This window comes from Klebsiella sp. CN_Kp100, assembly GCF_040065315.1.
GTDB classification, from domain to species: Bacteria; Pseudomonadota; Gammaproteobacteria; order Enterobacterales; family Enterobacteriaceae; genus Klebsiella; species Klebsiella oxytoca.
Genome location: NZ_JBEAIJ010000041.1, coordinates 105,473 through 121,510, shown reverse-complemented (window position 1 = coordinate 121,510; position 16,038 = coordinate 105,473). Strand labels below are relative to the sequence as shown.

At 61.4% G+C, this 16,038-nt stretch carries 12 protein-coding genes; 3 read left to right on the top strand and 9 right to left on the bottom strand.

The genetic code is table 11. From position 1 onward, the window contains the following. Window positions 1-29 precede the first annotated feature (29 nt). A complete protein-coding gene (locus tag ABLV12_RS17715; RefSeq protein WP_195606994.1) occupies window positions 30-920 on the top strand; it encodes a DMT family transporter in 891 nt (296 codons plus the stop codon). A gap of 183 nt (window positions 921-1,103) precedes the next feature. On the opposite strand, the gene ABLV12_RS17710 is transcribed toward ABLV12_RS17715, so the two are convergent. From ABLV12_RS17710 to ABLV12_RS17680, 7 genes are read right to left on the bottom strand one after another with little or no spacing between them, the layout of a single operon-like run. Next, window positions 1,104-2,372 (bottom strand): Zn-dependent hydrolase, encoded by a 1,269-nt coding sequence (locus ABLV12_RS17710; RefSeq protein WP_348867192.1) that lies wholly within the window; start codon window positions 2,370-2,372, stop codon window positions 1,104-1,106. Beyond that, window positions 2,362-3,546 carry an amidase gene (locus ABLV12_RS17705; protein WP_348867191.1) on the bottom strand — a complete coding sequence of 395 codons (1,185 nt, stop codon included), beginning with the start codon at window positions 3,544-3,546 and terminating at the stop codon, window positions 2,362-2,364. The genes ABLV12_RS17710 and ABLV12_RS17705 overlap by 11 nt, the downstream gene beginning before the upstream one ends. Before the next feature lie 18 nt (window positions 3,547-3,564). Next, the gene (locus ABLV12_RS17700; protein WP_004100016.1) at window positions 3,565-4,575 is read right to left on the bottom strand and encodes an ABC transporter ATP-binding protein; all 1,011 of its coding nucleotides are present in this window, start codon (window positions 4,573-4,575) and stop codon (window positions 3,565-3,567) included. Next, on the bottom strand, window positions 4,565-5,608 hold the full coding sequence (locus ABLV12_RS17695) for an ABC transporter ATP-binding protein (RefSeq protein WP_224358242.1): 1,044 nt from the start codon (window positions 5,606-5,608) through the stop codon (window positions 4,565-4,567). The genes ABLV12_RS17700 and ABLV12_RS17695 overlap by 11 nt, the downstream gene beginning before the upstream one ends. 3 nt (window positions 5,609-5,611) lie before the next feature. Continuing rightward, entirely contained in the window at window positions 5,612-6,505 is an 894-nt protein-coding gene (locus ABLV12_RS17690) for an ABC transporter permease (RefSeq protein WP_016809132.1), read from the bottom strand. A 2-nt stretch (window positions 6,506-6,507) separates the two neighbouring features. Further along, window positions 6,508-7,461: an ABC transporter permease gene (locus tag ABLV12_RS17685; protein ID WP_004111182.1), complete on the bottom strand. Its 954-nt coding sequence runs from the start codon at window positions 7,459-7,461 to the stop codon at window positions 6,508-6,510. Window positions 7,462-7,479: 18 nt separating this feature from the next. After that, entirely contained in the window at window positions 7,480-9,144 is a 1,665-nt protein-coding gene (locus tag ABLV12_RS17680) for an ABC transporter substrate-binding protein (protein WP_004111180.1), read from the bottom strand. A 324-nt stretch (window positions 9,145-9,468) separates the two neighbouring features. Here ABLV12_RS17680 and ABLV12_RS17675 point away from each other — a divergent pair, with 324 nt between their 5' ends. Both ABLV12_RS17675 and ABLV12_RS17670 read left to right on the top strand, forming a co-directional pair. Next, window positions 9,469-10,584, top strand: a complete 1,116-nt coding sequence (locus ABLV12_RS17675; RefSeq protein ID WP_064344999.1) for a YbdK family carboxylate-amine ligase — start codon at window positions 9,469-9,471, stop codon at window positions 10,582-10,584. 39 nt (window positions 10,585-10,623) lie between these two features. Then, window positions 10,624-11,355: a phosphodiester glycosidase family protein gene (locus ABLV12_RS17670; protein ID WP_168217107.1), complete on the top strand. Its 732-nt coding sequence runs from the start codon at window positions 10,624-10,626 to the stop codon at window positions 11,353-11,355. A 486-nt stretch (window positions 11,356-11,841) separates the two neighbouring features. Here ABLV12_RS17670 and ABLV12_RS17665 read toward each other — a convergent pair whose 3' ends face one another. Further along, the gene (locus tag ABLV12_RS17665; protein WP_049591165.1) at window positions 11,842-14,934 is read right to left on the bottom strand and encodes an efflux RND transporter permease subunit; all 3,093 of its coding nucleotides are present in this window, start codon (window positions 14,932-14,934) and stop codon (window positions 11,842-11,844) included. A 10-nt stretch (window positions 14,935-14,944) separates the two neighbouring features. Continuing rightward, window positions 14,945-16,027 (bottom strand): efflux RND transporter periplasmic adaptor subunit, encoded by a 1,083-nt coding sequence (locus ABLV12_RS17660; RefSeq protein ID WP_016809129.1) that lies wholly within the window; start codon window positions 16,025-16,027, stop codon window positions 14,945-14,947. Window positions 16,028-16,038 lie beyond the last annotated feature (11 nt).

The window sequence follows — 16,038 nt, the reverse complement described above, 5'->3', positions numbered from 1 at the left end:
CACAGCCCACCCCACTAAGCGAGGTTAGCGTGGTAGATTCAGCGGTTCATAAAACGGTTCCCGGGCCGTGGTCCGGATGGCTTAATGGTTTACTGGGCGTCATTATTTTTAGCGGTTCGCTGCCCGCAACGCGCCTGGCGGTGCTGGATATGGACCCGTTCCTGCTAACCTTTCTGCGCGCCTCCATCGCCGGCCTCCTCGCTATCGCGCTGGTAGTCGGCTTGCGCCAGAAATGGCCGCGCGCATCGCAGCTTGTCCCCCTGGCCATCGTCTCATCAGGGGTGGTGATCGGCTTTCCGCTGCTCACGGCGCTGGCTTTGCGCCACGTCACTTCAGCGCATTCGATCGTTTTCATCGGGCTATTGCCGTTGATGACGGCCATTTTTGGCGTAGTGCGCGGCGGAGAACGTCCGCGCCGCGCTTTCTGGATCTTTTCCGTTATTGGCAGCCTGCTGGTGGTGGGTTTCGCCCTGACGCAACAAGCTGCGGCGTCGCTGAGCGGCGATCTGCTGATGCTGGCGGCGGTGGTCGCCTGCGGCCTCGGCTATGCGGAGGGTGCTAAGCTGACCCGGGAGCTTGGCGGCTGGCAGGTGATTAGCTGGGCGCTGATTATGGCGCTGCCTTTTATGCTGATCGCCTCGTTACTCACCCGGCCAGCGTCATGGAGCGCCATCTCGGTTTCCGCCTGGATTGCGCTCGGCTATGTGTCGCTCTTTAGCATGCTTATCGGTTTTATTTTCTGGTACAAAGGGCTGGCCGCTGGCGGTATCGCCGCCGTCGGACAGCTTCAGCTATTACAGCCGTTCTTCGGGCTTGGCCTGTCAGCCGCGCTGCTGCACGAAACCGTCAGCCCACTGATGCTGACCGTAACCCTGGGCGTGATTCTGTGCGTTATCGGTTCGCGCAAATTTGGCCGCTAGCCTGTATTGCCCTTGTAGCCCGGAAATCCCGGGTCGCGGCGTAAACGCCTTACCCGGGCTACCGCCCCGCGGTATAGCGGTGAACGGAAACCCTTTACACCTTCCCGGAGGCGGCGCGTTGCGCCTGTCCGGGCTACTACCAGTAGCCCCGGTAAGCGCAGCGCGACCGGGGAGGACAACCGGTTACACTACCCGCGCGTACTGCAGCATCACCTGCAGCAGCACGTTCGCGCCGGCCTCAACGTGCTCCGGCGACGCATATTCAATTTCGTTGTGGCTGATCCCGTCCTTACAGGGGATAAAAATCATCCCGGTCGGCGCCAGATAGCTCATATACACCGCGTCGTGTCCGGCGCCGGAGACAATCTCCCGCGCGGGATACCCCAGCCGCTGCGCGGCGTCGGCGATCGCCGCCTGGCACTCCGGGTGGAACGGTGCCGCCGGATAGTGGCTCACCTCTTTTAACGCCACCTTCAGGCCGCTCTCCCGCTCGACCCCGGCGATAAACGCCCGCAGCTGGCGGTCCATCTCATCCACCAGCGCATCGCTGATATTGCGCATATCAATCGAAAAAGTGACCTCTCCCGGCACTACGTTACGGCTGTTCGGATAGACCTGCACTCTTCCAACCGTACCGCGCCCTTCCTCGCTGCGCCCGGCAATCGCCACCACTTCCTGCATAATGCGGGTCGCTATCTGTAACGCATCCTGACGCAGGCGCATCGGCGTCGGCCCGGCGTGGGACTCCTGGCCGGTCACCACGCAGTCATACCAGCGGATCCCCAGCACGCCCTGCACAATGCCGATAATTTTCTCTTCATCTTCAAGAATCGGCCCCTGTTCAATATGCGCTTCAAAGTAGGCGCCAACCGGATGGTCGCCCGGCGTCTGGCTGCCGATATAGCCGATACGCGCCAGCTCCGCGCCCACGGTTTTACCGTCCGCATCCTGCGCGGCGTAGATGGTCTCCAGCGGGAATACCCCGACAAACACGCCGGAGCCCATCATCACCGGTACAAAGCGCGACCCCTCTTCATTGGTCCAGAACACCACTTCAATCGGCGCTTCGGTTTCAATCTCCCGATCGTTCAGGGTACGTACCACCTCCAGCGCCGCCAGCACGCCGTAGTTACCGTCAAATTTGCCGCCGGTCGGCTGGGTGTCAATATGGCTGCCGGAGACAATCGGCGGCAGCGCCGGATTACGCCCTTCCCGGCGCATAAATACGTTGCCGATTTTATCGACGGTGACGCTCATCCCGGCCGCCTGCGCCCAGCTAATCACCAAATCCCGTCCCTGGCGGTCAAGATCGGTCAGCGTCAGACGGCAGCAGCCTCCCTTCGGCGTGGCGCCAATTTCCGCCAGCGTCATCAGCGAATCCCACAGGCGTGCGCCATTGACGCGGCAGGCGGTGGTTTCGGTTATCGGAGTAAAAAGGACATCACTGCTCATTTCGGTCTCCTTGCATAAACGCGGCGGCCAGCTCGACCAGCAGACGATCGCTGCCGCGCGGGCCCAAAAATGAAATTCCCAGCGGCAGGCCGCCCGTCCGGGCGACCGGCAGCGTCACCTGCGGACGTTGGGTCATGACGGAAATTAACAGCAGATCGTGAGACAGGCGGCGGACCGCCTCTATCTCTTCGGCCTGCGCCGTCAGCAGCGGCGCGCCGTCGGGAACGGTCGGCATCACCAGGACCGCATCGCCCAACTGCGCGTCCCACCAGGCGGTAAAACGCTCGCGCTGCTGGCAGGCTGCGTCAAACTGCGCGCGGGTGACCGCTTTGCCCCAGAAAAAACGCTCGCGGACGTCCGGCCCCAGCTGCAGGCCGTAGCGCTCAATGGTTTCCCCCTGCGCCTGCCAGGCTTCGTAGCCCTGAATCTGGCGGAAGGCGAGATAGATATCATCCACGTCCGGCAGCGGCGCGCCGAGCGGCGTTACCGGGCCGAAAAAGCGCGCCAGCGCCTGGCGGACCGGCAGCAGCGCCTGCTGGCTGCGCAGCGGCAGGCGGGAAAACAGCTCTTCATGGCTGGCCAGCCGCACGCCGGTGATATCCGCTCGCTCATCGTCGAACAGACAGGCGGCGACGGTGGAAAAGACCTCCGGCGAGCGGGCAAAGAAACCACAGGTATCCATGGTGGCGCATAGCGGCTGGCAGCCGTCGAGGGAGAGTCGACCATGGGTCGGGCGCAGGCCAAACAGTCCGCAGTAGCTTGCCGGCGTGCGTACCGAGCCGCCGGTATCGCTGCCGAGGGCAAAGTCGCACGCCTCGTTCGATACCGCCGACGCTGAGCCGGACGACGATCCGCCGGGGATATGATTCGGCGCGGCGCCGTTGCGCGGAGTGCCGTAATGCACGTTGTGCCCGCTCATCGAATACGCCAGCTCGCTGGTATGGGTTTTACCGATAAAGCGCGCGCCGTTATCTAATAATTTTTGCACCACCGGCGCGGTGCGGGTTTTCACCCCGGACAGCGCCAGCAGATGCGGATTGCCGCCGCCGGTGGGGTAGCCCGCTACGTCAAACAGATCTTTGACCGCAAAAGTTAACCCGCTCAGCGGCCCCCTTAGCGCATGCGCCACCGGATGCGGCGGATAGGGCATAAAAGCGCGAATATCATCCTGCATACTGCTTTCCTCATGGCTTCAGGCGTACAGCGCCTGGTTTTTAACGGACGCACTCAGCTCCCGCCAGCGATGGCAGCTCACCACGTGACGCGGCCCGGCCGGTTCGGTAGCCGGCTGGCTCTGCGCACAGGCGGGGCGCGCGTGCGGACAGCGATCGGCGAACGCGCAGCCGGGCGGCAGACGCGAGAGATCCGGCGGCGAGCCGGGGATACAGTGCAGCGCGTCGCCCTTTTTCAGCCCTTCTTTCGGTCGGCTGCCCAGCAGCACCTGGGTATAGGGATGGCGCGGACGATACAGAATCTCCTCAATCGACGCCTCTTCCACGATGCGTCCGGCGTACATTACCGCCACCCGGTCGGCGATCTCCACCGCCGCGCCGATATCGTGGGTCACAAAAATGATCGACAGATCGCGCTGCTTTTGCTGCTCGCGCAGCAGGATCAGGATCTGTATTTGCACCGTGGCATCGAGCGCGGTGGTTGGCTCATCCGCCAGCAGCAGCTGCGGGTTGCAGGAGAGCGCGAGGGCAATCATCGCCCGCTGGCGCATTCCGCCGGACATCTCGTGCGGGTAAGCATCCAGCCGCCGCTCGGGGCTCGGAATGCGTACCTGGCGCAGCGCCTCGAGCGCCCTTTCCCGCGCCGCCTGTCGCGACAGGCCTTCATGGCGACGCAGCCCTTCGACAATCTGCTGGCCCACGGTATAGACCGGGTCGAAGGCCAGCAGCGGCTCCTGGAAAATCATCGCGCAGCGCGCGCCGCGGTAGCGCCGCAGCTGCCCGGCGCTCATCTTCAACACCTCCTCTTCCCCGACCCTCAGCGTGCCGGAAAGCACGCTGCTTTTTGGCGGATGCAGGCGCATCAGGGCGCGCAGGGTGACGCTTTTACCGGAGCCAGATTCGCCGATCAGCGCCATCACCTCGCCTTTTTGTACATCAAAGGAGACGCCGTTGACCGCGTTGACCGTCTGACCGTCGCGGCGAAACTCAACCCGCAGGTCGCGGATATGGACGTAAGCTTCATGCGACATGGCTCACCTCCTGAATGGCGATTTTTTGCTGCCAGGGCGACGCGGGCTGTGCCATCAGGCAGGCGCTCAGGTGCCCCTCGCCGACGCTTTCGAGCGTCGGTTTCACCTCCGCGCACACCGCTCTGGCATGCGGGCAGCGGGTATGAAAGCGGCAGCCGGAGGGCGGAGAAATCGGGCTGGGCGGATCGCCGCTCAGCGGCGAGGTTAAGGTGCGATTATGCGGGTCCATCGACGGCATCGAACTTAACAGCGCCCGGGTATAGGGGTGGGCCGAGGCGGTAAACAGCTGCTCCGCCGGGCCAATCTCCACCACCTCGCCGAGATACATGACCAGGATGCGGTCCGACAGCCAGCGCACCACATGCAGATCGTGGCTGATAAACACATAGGTCAGCGCCAGCGTCCGCTTCAGCTCCTGCAACAGCTGCAGAACCTGAGCTTCTACCGATTTATCCAGCGCTGAGACCGCCTCGTCGAGGATCACCAGCCTGGGCTTCATCGCCAGCGCGCGGGCGATATTCACGCGCTGGCGCTGGCCGCCGGAGAGCGCGTGCGGATAGCGGTGCGCAAAACGTCCCGGCTCAAGGCCAACGTGCGCCAGCAGGTAGCGGGCGTACTCGCTGGCCTCTTTGGCGCTGACGCCGTGTACCCGCTGACCGAAGGCAATGCTCTCTTCCATGGTCATGCGCGGGTTGAGCGAGGCGTAGCTATCCTGGAAAACCATCTGTACCTGGCGGCGATACGCTTTCATCGGCAGGCGCGATGAGCCTACTTCCAGGCCGTCAAAGATCAGCTCCCCGCTGTCCTGCTTAAGCAACTGCATCAGCAGCCGGGCGGTGGTCGATTTACCGCAGCCCGACTCCCCCACGACGCCGAGGGTTTCGCCTTTGATCACCGAAAAACTGACGTCATCCACCGCCTGTACCACTTCGCGCACTTTGCCGCCGCCGGCGGGAAAATGCTTCAGCAGATTGTTAACCTTGAGCAGCGGCTGCGCCGGCCCGCCGAGGTCGATATTCGTAAAGGGTTGCATCGCTTACTCCTTAATCGCCATTGCCGCACGCAGGCGGTCCGCGAGGATATTGAACGAAATGGAGGTGATAAAAATCATCAGACCGGGCAGCGCCGCCACCCACGGCTGGGTATAAATCGCCGTGCGCAAGGTGTTCAGCATCAACCCCCACTCCGGCTCCGGTGGACGAACCCCGAGGCCGAGAAATGAGAGCCCGGAGGCGAGGATCATGCACACCGAAATCAGGCCGGTGGAGAAGACGAAAATCGGCCCCAGCACGTTGCCCAGCACCTGGACGCGAATAATGGTGAACGCGCTGGCCCCGGTGGCCCGGGCGGCGTCGATGTAGTCCATATGCCGCACCTGCGCGGTGACGCTTTCGGCAATACGCGCCACCTGCGGCACGAACACCAGGGTCAGCGATAGCAGCGCGTTACCGATGCCCGCGCCCAGCGCGCCGGAAAGCGCGATCGCCAGCAGCACCGAGGGAAAAGCATAAAATACGTCCACGGTGCGCATGATCAGGGTGTTGGTTTTGCCGCCCGCATAGCCGGCGATAATGCCGATGGCCCCACCGATAAAAAAGGCCAACACCACCGGGACAATCCCCATAAACAGCGATAGCCTTGTGCCGAGAATCAGCCTTGATAGCATATCGCGCCCGAGCTCATCGGAGCCCAGCGGAAAGCCGTCGGTGCCGATCGGCTTGAGGCGTAAAAACATCGACGTTTGATACGGATCTTTAACGATCAGCCAGGGGCCGAACAGCGCCAGCGCCAGCAGAACGAGAATGATCGCGCCGACGAATACCCCGCCCGGGTCGCGCAGCAGGCGGCCAAACACGCCGCGCCAGTAGCCTTGCCTGGCAACCGTCCTGGCAGGGACGGCAATGCCTTTGGTCGTCACGGTATCCACCATCGTCAGCTCCTCTTAATTCGCGGGTCGAGACTGGTTTGCAGCATATCCACCAGCAGATTGAGCAGGACAAAGAACAGCGCCAGTACCCAGATGGTGCCCTGCAATAGCGGCAGGTCGCGCTGGAAAATGGCGGTGTTCAGCAGCAGGCCGGTGCCGGGCCAGGAGAAAACCGTCTCCACCAGAATCGAGCCGCCCATCAGATAGCCGACCTGCAGCCCCATCACCGCCAGCGCGGTCGGAGCGGCATTCTTCACCACGTGCAGAAAGATCCGCGATTCGTTGAGCCCCCGGGCGCGCAGGCCGACGATAAACTCCTGGCTGAGAATGTCCGCCACCTGCGAACGAACGGTGCGGGCGATGATGCCGGTCGGGATCACCGACAGCGTGAAGGCCGGCAGCAGCATGAACTGCAGGTGTTCCCAGTCCCACTGCCAGCCCACCTCGCCGATTGGCCCGCCGCCGGTTGCCGGTAGCAGCGCGAATTTGACGCTAAAAACGATAACCAGCAGCATCCCCAGCCAGTAGTGCGGCACGCTGACGCCGAATACCGACAGCACCGAGGCCAGGCGGTCAATAATGCTGTTACGAAAATAGCCGGCGACAAAACCAAACAGGCTACCCAGTACAAATCCGATCGCCGTCGCCAGCAGCGCCAGACGCAGAGAGTAGGTCACCGCCGTCATGACCTCGTCGATGACCGGACGGCCGGTGGCGACCGACATGCCCAAATCGCCGTGCAGCGCCCGCCATAGCCAGTGCACAAACTGCAGCGGCAGCGGTTTATCAAAGCCGTAGGCCTGCATTAAGGTCTGACGCAGCGATTCCGAGGCGTCCGGCGGCATCACCGACACCAGCGGGTCGCCCGGTGCTATCTGCACCAGCATAAAACAGATCACCGCGACCCCGAGCATGGTGGGGACGGCCAGCAGGATGCGATATAGCAGGGTATTGATCATCTCTTGCTCCCGAATCAATTACTCTTTTTTGCTCACCAGGCTAAGGTCGATAAACCAGCTTTGCGGCTGCACCACTCCGGTGACGGCAGGCGAAATCGCCCTTGGCCCGACATCGTGAGCGACGAACAGGAACGGCACCTGATCGACCAGCGCGGCGTGCAGTTCGCCCGCGGCTTTATCCATTTCAGCCGGGGTAAACGCGTGCTTTACCGCCGCCGCCAGCTTTTCGGTTTCCGGCGTCGAGAAATAGCCCCAGTTGGTCGCTACCGGCGGGAAGGCTTTCGCGGTGGAGAAGCGGATCATGCCGAAATAGGGATCGTTAACTGCGGCGCTAACGTTGATCGCGTCGATCCCTTTCGCCGATGGATCTTTCGCCCCGAGACGCCAGTTGGTAAACAGGGTGTTCCATTCATTAACTTTAATGTCGACGTTAAAGAAGCAGCTTTTCAGGCTCTGCTGGATGTACTCGTTCATCGGCAGCGGCTGCATCTGCCCGGAGCCGGAGGCCGAGGTGGCAACCGTGACGTGCAGCGGTTTACCGGCGCTATAGCCAGCTTCGGTCATCAGCTTGCGGGCGGTTTCAGGGTCATATTTGATCTGGAAAGTGGGCTTGCCGTGCCACGGGCTGTCGGCCTCGTAGACGCCGGTCGCTTCGGTCATATAGCCGCCGAGATAGCTTTTAAGCTCGGCGCGGTTCAGGCACAGGTTGGCGGCTTTACGCACGCGAATATCTTTCCACGGCGATCCCTCTTCAAAGGAGAACTGCCACGGCCACAGGTGCGGCTGGGTGTTGGCATAGATTTTAAAACCCTGCGCTTTTATCTGATCGACCGCGTCCGGAGCCGGAGCTTCAATCCAGTCCACCTGCTTCGAGAGCAGCGCCGCGGTGCGGGCGTTAGCTTCCGGCAGCGGGATCAGCACCACTTTATCCACCCGTGGAATTCGTTCTTTGTTCCAGTAGTCGGGGTTCTTATCGAGGATCAGCTGCTGGCGGGGAACCAGTTTTTCCATTTTGAACGGGCCGCTGCCCACCGCATGGGCGGCGAACTCGGTCCATGCCTGTTTGCTGCGCGCCGCGGTATCGCCAGCGCTTGCCGGCACCGCGTCATACAGCTTTTGCCACGCGGTGGGCGAAACGATAAACAGATTGGTGATGTTGTAGGGCAGCAGCGCGTCAGGTTCGGCGGTGGTCAGCGCCACGGTATGGTCATCAATTTTCTCCGCGCCGGTCAGGGTCGGCATGCGTGAGAGAGTGTTGCCAATCTGGCCTGGCGCATACTGCGGCGCGGCTTTATTCAGTACCTTCTCCACGTTCCAGACGATGGCGTCGGCATTGACCTCCGAGCCATCGTGAAATTTAACCCCCGGGCGCAGGGTGAAAATCCAGCGGCTTTGATTTTGCGGGTCAACGTGCCACTCGGTTGCCAGTCCCGGCACCAGACCGCTGGGCTTTTCGCCTTGCGACAGATCCCATTCAACAAGGGCGTCGTAAAGCGGAATGCCGGTGAAACGGTTCCCTTCAAAACCCTGATCGGGCTGCCCGAGGGTCAAAGGAATATCGGCGGCAGTCATGGCGATCCGCAGAGTTGAGGCATGGGCCGACACGCTGGCAAACAACGCCAATGCCCCGCTAACAGCAACGGCGAGATGGCATCCAGGCGAAAATATTTTTTTCTTCAGCATCACATTGTCCCTGTTAAATAAAAGTCGCTAACTAACAGGCAAGATGCATACCAGTTCTGCAAGGGCGGGAAATAAGGGCGAAACGGCGTATAAAATAAGGATGACTTATATTATCTCGATGATTTTCATTGAAAAATAGAATCAGCTTATCTTTTTGCACCACTGACGGGAAATGTGTTGCAGGATTGCACCAGCCTTACTTTCTTTTGAAAGGGATAATCACGTGGCGTTATTTTCTATAAATTAAATTCATAATATTCGGCAAATCATCAGTTTGAGGCGTTGTCTTCTATACTTTCTGATAAAGAGAAAGAGGGAGTCGCCATGCCGTTACCTGATTTTCACCGCTCCGAGCCGTTTACCCTTGGCATCGAGCTGGAGCTCCAGGTCGTCAACCCGCCGGGCTTCGATCTGAGCCAGGACTCTTCCGCGCTTATTGATGAGGTCCAGGGCACGCTGAAAGCGGGCGAGGCCAAACATGACATCACCGAAAGCATGCTGGAAATCGCCACCGGCGTCTGTCGCGATATCCATCAGGCCACGGCGCAACTGAGCGCGATCCAACAGGCGGTGCTGCGTGCCGCCGCCCGCCATCATGTGCAAATCTGCGGCGGCGGAACGCATCCATTTCAAAGCTGGCAGCGCCAGCAGATCAGCGATAACCCGCGCTACCTGAAAACCGTTGAGCACTTTGGTTACCTGGCGAAGCAGGCGACTATTTTCGGCCAGCACGTGCACGTGGGCTGTCAAAATGGCGATGATGCGATTTATCTTCTGCACGGCCTGTCGCGCTTCGTGCCGCATTTTATCGCGCTGAATGCGGCCTCTCCCTGGCTCGACGGGACCGATAGCGGCTTTGCCTGCTCGCGGCTTAATCTTTTTGCCGCTTATCCCGATAACGGCCCGATGCCGTGGGTCAATAACTGGCAGGCGTTTATCGGCCTGTTTCGTCGTCTTAGCTATACCAGCATGATTGATAGCATGAAGGATCTGCACTGGGATATTCGCCCTAGCCCGCGCTTTGGCACCGTTGAGGTACGAGTGATGGATACCCCGCTGACGATTACCCAGGCGGTAAATATCGCCGGGTTTATCCAGATTATTGCCTGCTGGCTGCTGACGGAACGGCCGTTTAAACATCAGCCCGAAGATTACCTGTTGTACCCCTTCAACCGCTATCAGGCCTGTCGCTATGGCCTGGATGGGATCAACACCGATGTGAACGGCGGCGAACAGCGAACCTTTCGCGAAGAAATTCTACAGCTGGCGGATAAACTGGCGCCCAGCGCCCATAAGCTGAATGCCGGCAGCGCGCTGGAGGCGATTGTGCGCCAGGCGAAGCAGGCTCGCAGCGAGCCGCAGCAGATGCGCGAGTTCGTCGCCAACGGCGGTTCCTTAATCGGACTGGTGCAAAAGCACTGCGAGATCTGGACGGCGTAGCGGCGGTAACAGGGTATACTGCACGCTTTCGTCGTCTTTCTGGAACTTGTCGTGCGCTTTTTCTCTCTTCTGCCGCTGCTACTGGTATCTTTGCCCGCCTTCGCCAGCGGGAAATGCTCGCTGACCGATCCATCGCTCACGCTGCAAAGCTATCGCGTCGATCCGCAGCGCGAGCGCATTGTGATGTACTGGCAAAAAGAGGACGGCAAAGCCTGGGGGTCGCTGCGCTCGCTGCTGGCGGATATCGACCGCAACGGGCAGGTGCAGATGGCGATGAACGGCGGAATTTATGATAAAGCCTACGCGCCGCTGGGGCTGTATATCGAGAAAGGCCGGCAGTTGATCCCGCTTAACCGCGCCTCCGGCGGCGGCAACTTTTTTATTCGTCCCGGCGGGGTGTTTTATCTGCGAGGGCAAAACGCGGGAATTGTCAGCATTGATAAATTCAAGCCGTCGCCAGCCATTCAATACGCCGTGCAGTCGGGGCCAATGCTAATTGAAAACGGCAAGATCAACTGGCGGCTGAAGCCGTCCGCCAGCTCGCGCAAGTTGCGTAACGGTGTGGGCATCACCGGCGATGGCAAAGTGGTATTTATGCTCAGCGAGCGCGAAACCAATTTCTACGATTTCGCCTGCTACGCGCAATCCAGGCTCAACGTGCGCCAGATGCTCTATCTCGACGGCACCATTTCGAAGATGTACCGGAAAGGCGGCAGCGTGCCGTGGCAGTACCATCCGTTCGTCACCATGATCGCGGTGGAGAGCAGATAGTCTTAATAACATCGTCTGCGGGGAGTAGCCCCCGGGAGATTTTTATGCTGCTGTGGATATGCCTCTGAAACGACGTGATATGCAGCGATGCCCTGGCCCCCGCTGAAATCGGCGAACCGGAGGGCCGAAGACAAGGGCTGGCCGCCAGGGATGGCGGACAGAGGCGAATCGAGACACGACAAAATTGCCTGGGGCAATTTTGAACAGCGCTTGCGCTGGCCCCGTAGGGGCGAGTCCCAGGGATGGGACGAGTAAGGTCGAGTTGAGCCGACCGCAGGCTGAGGTCCGGGAGGTGAGCGCTGTGCGTAGCACCGATTTCTTTGCGGGACCGCGGGGATTGTAAAGGGGGAGACGGTTTTCTCCCCCTTTACCCGTTCACCTACCGCGGTGAGACATTTTCTGCGGAATAATAGTGAACGGAACCCCTCAACACCGTCCCGGAGGCGGCGCTTGACGCGCCTGTCCGGGCTACCAGGTCCGGGCCACCTACATCCGGCGGTGCGCCCACTCGCGCAGGCGCTGGAACAGCACGTACAGCGACGGAATAAACAGAATGCCGATCGCCGTCGCCACCAGCATGCCGCTGAACACCGTGGTACCGATAATCCGCCGGCTCTGCGCCCCGGCGCCGGTGGCGAGCATCATCGGCACAATCCCGATGATAAAGGAGACCGCCGTCATCATCACCGCGCGGAAGCGACGGGTAGCCCCTTCGCGGGCGGCGTCGACGATCGACATCCCCTCTTCACGCTTCGCCCGGGCAAACTCGACGATCAAAATCGCGTTTTTCGCCGCCAGCGCGATCAGTAGCACCAGCCCTATCTGCACGTACACATCGTTGGCATAACCGGCCCACCATAGCCACAGCAGGGACCCGCCGATAGCGAACAGCACCGACAGCATCACGCTCGCCGGCAGCGTCCAGCTCTCATACTGGGCGACGAGAAACAGCCACGCCATCGCCACCGCCGCCAGCACGATCCATACCGCCTGGTTACCGGTCTGCTGCTCCTGCCACGAGATGCCGCTCCAGGCATAGTCATAACCGTGCGGCAGATTCGATTGTAAAATCTGCTCCATCACCGCCATCGCCGCCCGACTGCTGACGCCTTCAGCCGCCGAACCGCTTATCGATACCGACGGGAACTGGTTATATTGCTGAATAAACGGCGCGCCAACCGTTGGCGTAATCGTCACCAGATTACTCAGACGCACCCGCTCGCCGCTGTCGCTACGCACGTAAAGCTCGCTAATCTGCTCGGCCCGCTCGCGCCACTGCATCTCATTTTGCATCACCACGTGGTAGACACGATTATTGATGCTGAAATCGCCGGCGCGGGTGCCGCCAAACGCGGTCTGCAGGCTGCTGAAAATTCTTGCCACCGGTACGTTCAACCGGGCCGCCTGGTCGCGATCGACGGTGAGCGTCAGCTGCGGCACATTGCTGCTCCAGGTGGTAAAGACCCGGCTAAGCTGCGGATGCTGGTTGGCCATTCGCAGGACCTGATGGGTGACCTGCTCCAGCTCCGCCGGCGATTGTCCAGCCTGCGCCAGAATGCGTAAATCAAATCCAGAGGCGTTGCCCAGCCCCGGCAGCGTCGGCGGCGCAAAAGCCATAATCGTCGCTTCCGGCAGCCCCAGCAGCTGGCCCTGTAGTTTTTCCATCACCGCGTCCAGCGGCGGCCGCTGATGCCACTCTTTCAGCATCACGGAGATAAACCCGCCGTTCGAGGCGCTGGTGCCGTTGAGAATATTAAAACCGGACACCTGAATCACATCCTCAACCGCCGGGTTCCTCAACAGCAGCTCCCGCGCCTGGGCCATTACCGCCTCGGTACGCTCCAGCGAGGCGGCTTCTGGCAGCTGCACGCTGGCAAAGAAATAACCCTGATCTTCCTGCGGCAGAAAGCCTTTCGGCATTGTGGTAAAGCTCAATACCACCAGCCCTGCCGCGGCTACCGTCGCCGCCAGCGCCAGCCAGGGACGGCGATTCATGCCCCCGACCAGACGCCCGTAGCCGTCCCGCACCGTATCCAGGCCGCGGTTAAAGCCGCGCCAGATGGCGGCAGGCCGCTCCGGACGCGGACGCAGCAGCAGCGCGCACAGCGCAGGCGTCAGGGTCAGCGCCACCACGCTCGACAGCGTCACCGCCGTCGATAAGGTGACCGCAAACTGGCGATACAGCTCGCCAACGATCCCCGGCAGCATTGCCACCGGCACGAACACCGCCAGCAGCACCAGGGTCGTGGCGATCACCGGCCCGGCGATTTGCCGCAGCGCTTCGGCGGTTGCGGCGCCGCGATCCAGCCCCTCCGCCATTTTTGTTTCCACATTCTCCACCACCACGATAGCGTCATCTACCACCATCGTCAGGGCGAGGATAATCGCAAACAGACTCAGGGTATTGGCGCTGTAGCCCAGCGCGTAGAGCACCGCGAAGGTACCGATAAGCGACACCGGGATGGCCAGCGCGACTATCAGCGTCGCCCGCCAGCTCTGCAGGAACAGGGAGACCACCACCACCACCGCCAGCAGGGTCAGCGCCAGCGACACGCCGATCTCTTTGATCGTCGCCGCAACAAAGCGGGTAGTATCAAACTTCACCTCCCAGGTGAGATCCGCCGGAAAGCGCGCATGCAGCCGGGTCAGCTCGGCGCGTACCGCAGTAGCGACCTGCAGCGAGTTAGCGGTGGGCGTCGGGTAGATGCCGAGATAAGCCGAGTCTTTGCCGTTGAGCTGCGCGCCGGAGCTGTAGCTGCGAGCGCCCAGTTCAATAGTCGCCACGTCGGACAGGCGTACCAGCTGGCCGCGTTCGCCGCTGCGAACCACAATTTGCCCGAAACCGGCGGCATCGCTTAATCGCCCAATACCGTTGATGGTCAGCGTTTGCTGCTGGCCGTTAAACACCGGCGGCGTGCCTACCTGCCCCGCCGCGCCCTGCACGTTCTGCTCGCGCAGCGCAAGGGCAATATCGTCGGTCGTGATATTCAGCGCGTTCATGCGGTCGGGGCGCAGCCAGATGCGCATGCTGTAGTCGCGCGCGCCGAACATCTGCACTTCCCCGACGCCGGGAAGACGCGCCAGCGCCTCGCGCACCTGGGTGCTGGCGTAGTTGCTGACAAACAGCGGCGACAGGGTGCCGAGCGGAGAGTAGAGACTCACCCCCATCAGCAGGTTTGTCGCCCGCTTTCGCACCTGTACGCCGTTCTGCTGCACGTCGGCAGGCAGCTGCGCCACCGCCTGCGACACGCGGTTCTGCACGTCGATTGCGGCTAAATCGGCGTCGGTTCCGGCAGCAAAGGTCAGGCTCAGGCTGTAGGTCCCCTCATCGGAACTGGTGGACTCCATGTACAGCATATGATCGACGCCGTTGAGCTGGGTCTCCAGCGGCGCGGCAATAGCTTCCGCTACGTCCGCCGCGCTGGCGCCAGGCCAGCTGGCGCTAACGTTGATGACCGGCGGCGTAATCTGCGGATACTGCTCGACCGGGATCAGCTTTAGCGAGACCGCGCCGACAAAGGTCATCAGCAGGGCAATCACCATCGCAAAGCGCGGGCGTCGGATAAAAAATGTCAGCATCCCCTCTCCCTTATTCACTCAGCAACTGAATGGCCGCGCCGTCACGCAGGCGCTGGGCACCTTCCGTCACTACGCGCTCTCCCGCTTTCAGGCCATCCGCCACCACGAAGCTCTGGCCATGCTGACCGGCGGGCGCTAAACGGCGCATCGTCACGGTGTTGTTCGCCGTTACGACCCAGCAGTAAAAGCCCAGTGCATCCTGCTGTAGCGCAGAGGCCGGGATCATCGGGCTCTCCTTAAGTTGCTGCGGACGGAAGAAAACCGTGACGTTGCCGCCCGGCAGTAAACGGTGCTGCGGGTTAGCAAATTCAGCGCGCAGCGCCACGCTGGCGGTGCGGCTATCAATACGGTTATCAACGGAGGTCAGGACGCCGTCTTCACGCCGTCCATCCAACTCCACCTGCGCCAGCCACGCCTGCTTCATCGCGGCGATATCCGTGTGCTGCCCTGCTTTCGCGAAAAAGGCGGATTCATCGAGCGAGAACGCCACGCGAATCGGATCGAGCTGGACCACTTCAACCAGCACGCCGCTGGCGGGATTGACCAGGCTGCCGACGTGAAAAGGACTATGGCCGACGCGCCCGCTCACCGGCGAGGTAATGCGGGTATAGCCGAGCGTTATCTGCTGGGCGGTAATGCGCGCCTGCGCCTGCTCTACGGCGGCGGCGGCGACATCGCGCTGCATCTGCGCGGTATCCACGTCATGACGGCTGATTGAATGGTTATTTTTCAGCTGCTGATAGCGGCTCAACAGCTGCTGGGCCTGGCGCAGGGAAGCCTGCGCGCTTTTCAGTTCGGCCTGTGCGAGCGCCAGCGCGGCTTTCGGCTGGGCGTCATCCAGCGTAAATAGCGGCTCGCCTTTTTTGACGTACTGCCCATCCTGGAAATGGCGCTGCACGATCGTCCCTTCGGTACGGGCGCGAACGTCGACGGCGTGAATGGCCTCAACGCGGCCGGAGATTTGCCGTTCATCGGCATGCGGCGCTTGTTCAACGGTGGCAACGCGCACCGGAATGGCCGGCGCGGCGGCGGCGATAAGCGCGTAGCCTGCCAGGCCGCAGGCCAGCAGGGCGGAGCGGATGATCTTGTTCATGGGGAATTCCT

Coding starts and splice junctions, on each gene's coding strand:
- ABLV12_RS17685 (WP_004111182.1), bottom strand. CDS start 7,461: ATGATCAATACCCTGCTATATCGCATCCTGCTGGCCGTCCCCACCATG.
- ABLV12_RS17700 (WP_004100016.1), bottom strand. CDS start 4,575: ATGTCGCATGAAGCTTACGTCCATATCCGCGACCTGCGGGTTGAGTTT.
- ABLV12_RS17690 (WP_016809132.1), bottom strand. CDS start 6,505: ATGGTGGATACCGTGACGACCAAAGGCATTGCCGTCCCTGCCAGGACG.
- ABLV12_RS17710 (WP_348867192.1), bottom strand. CDS start 2,372: ATGAGCAGTGATGTCCTTTTTACTCCGATAACCGAAACCACCGCCTGC.
- ABLV12_RS17695 (WP_224358242.1), bottom strand. CDS start 5,608: ATGCAACCCTTTACGAATATCGACCTCGGCGGGCCGGCGCAGCCGCTG.
- ABLV12_RS17675 (WP_064344999.1), top strand. CDS start 9,469: ATGCCGTTACCTGATTTTCACCGCTCCGAGCCGTTTACCCTTGGCATC.
- ABLV12_RS17705 (WP_348867191.1), bottom strand. CDS start 3,546: ATGCAGGATGATATTCGCGCTTTTATGCCCTATCCGCCGCATCCGGTG.
- ABLV12_RS17665 (WP_049591165.1), bottom strand. CDS start 14,934: ATGCTGACATTTTTTATCCGACGCCCGCGCTTTGCGATGGTGATTGCC.
- ABLV12_RS17680 (WP_004111180.1), bottom strand. CDS start 9,144: ATGCTGAAGAAAAAAATATTTTCGCCTGGATGCCATCTCGCCGTTGCT.
- ABLV12_RS17660 (WP_016809129.1), bottom strand. CDS start 16,027: ATGAACAAGATCATCCGCTCCGCCCTGCTGGCCTGCGGCCTGGCAGGC.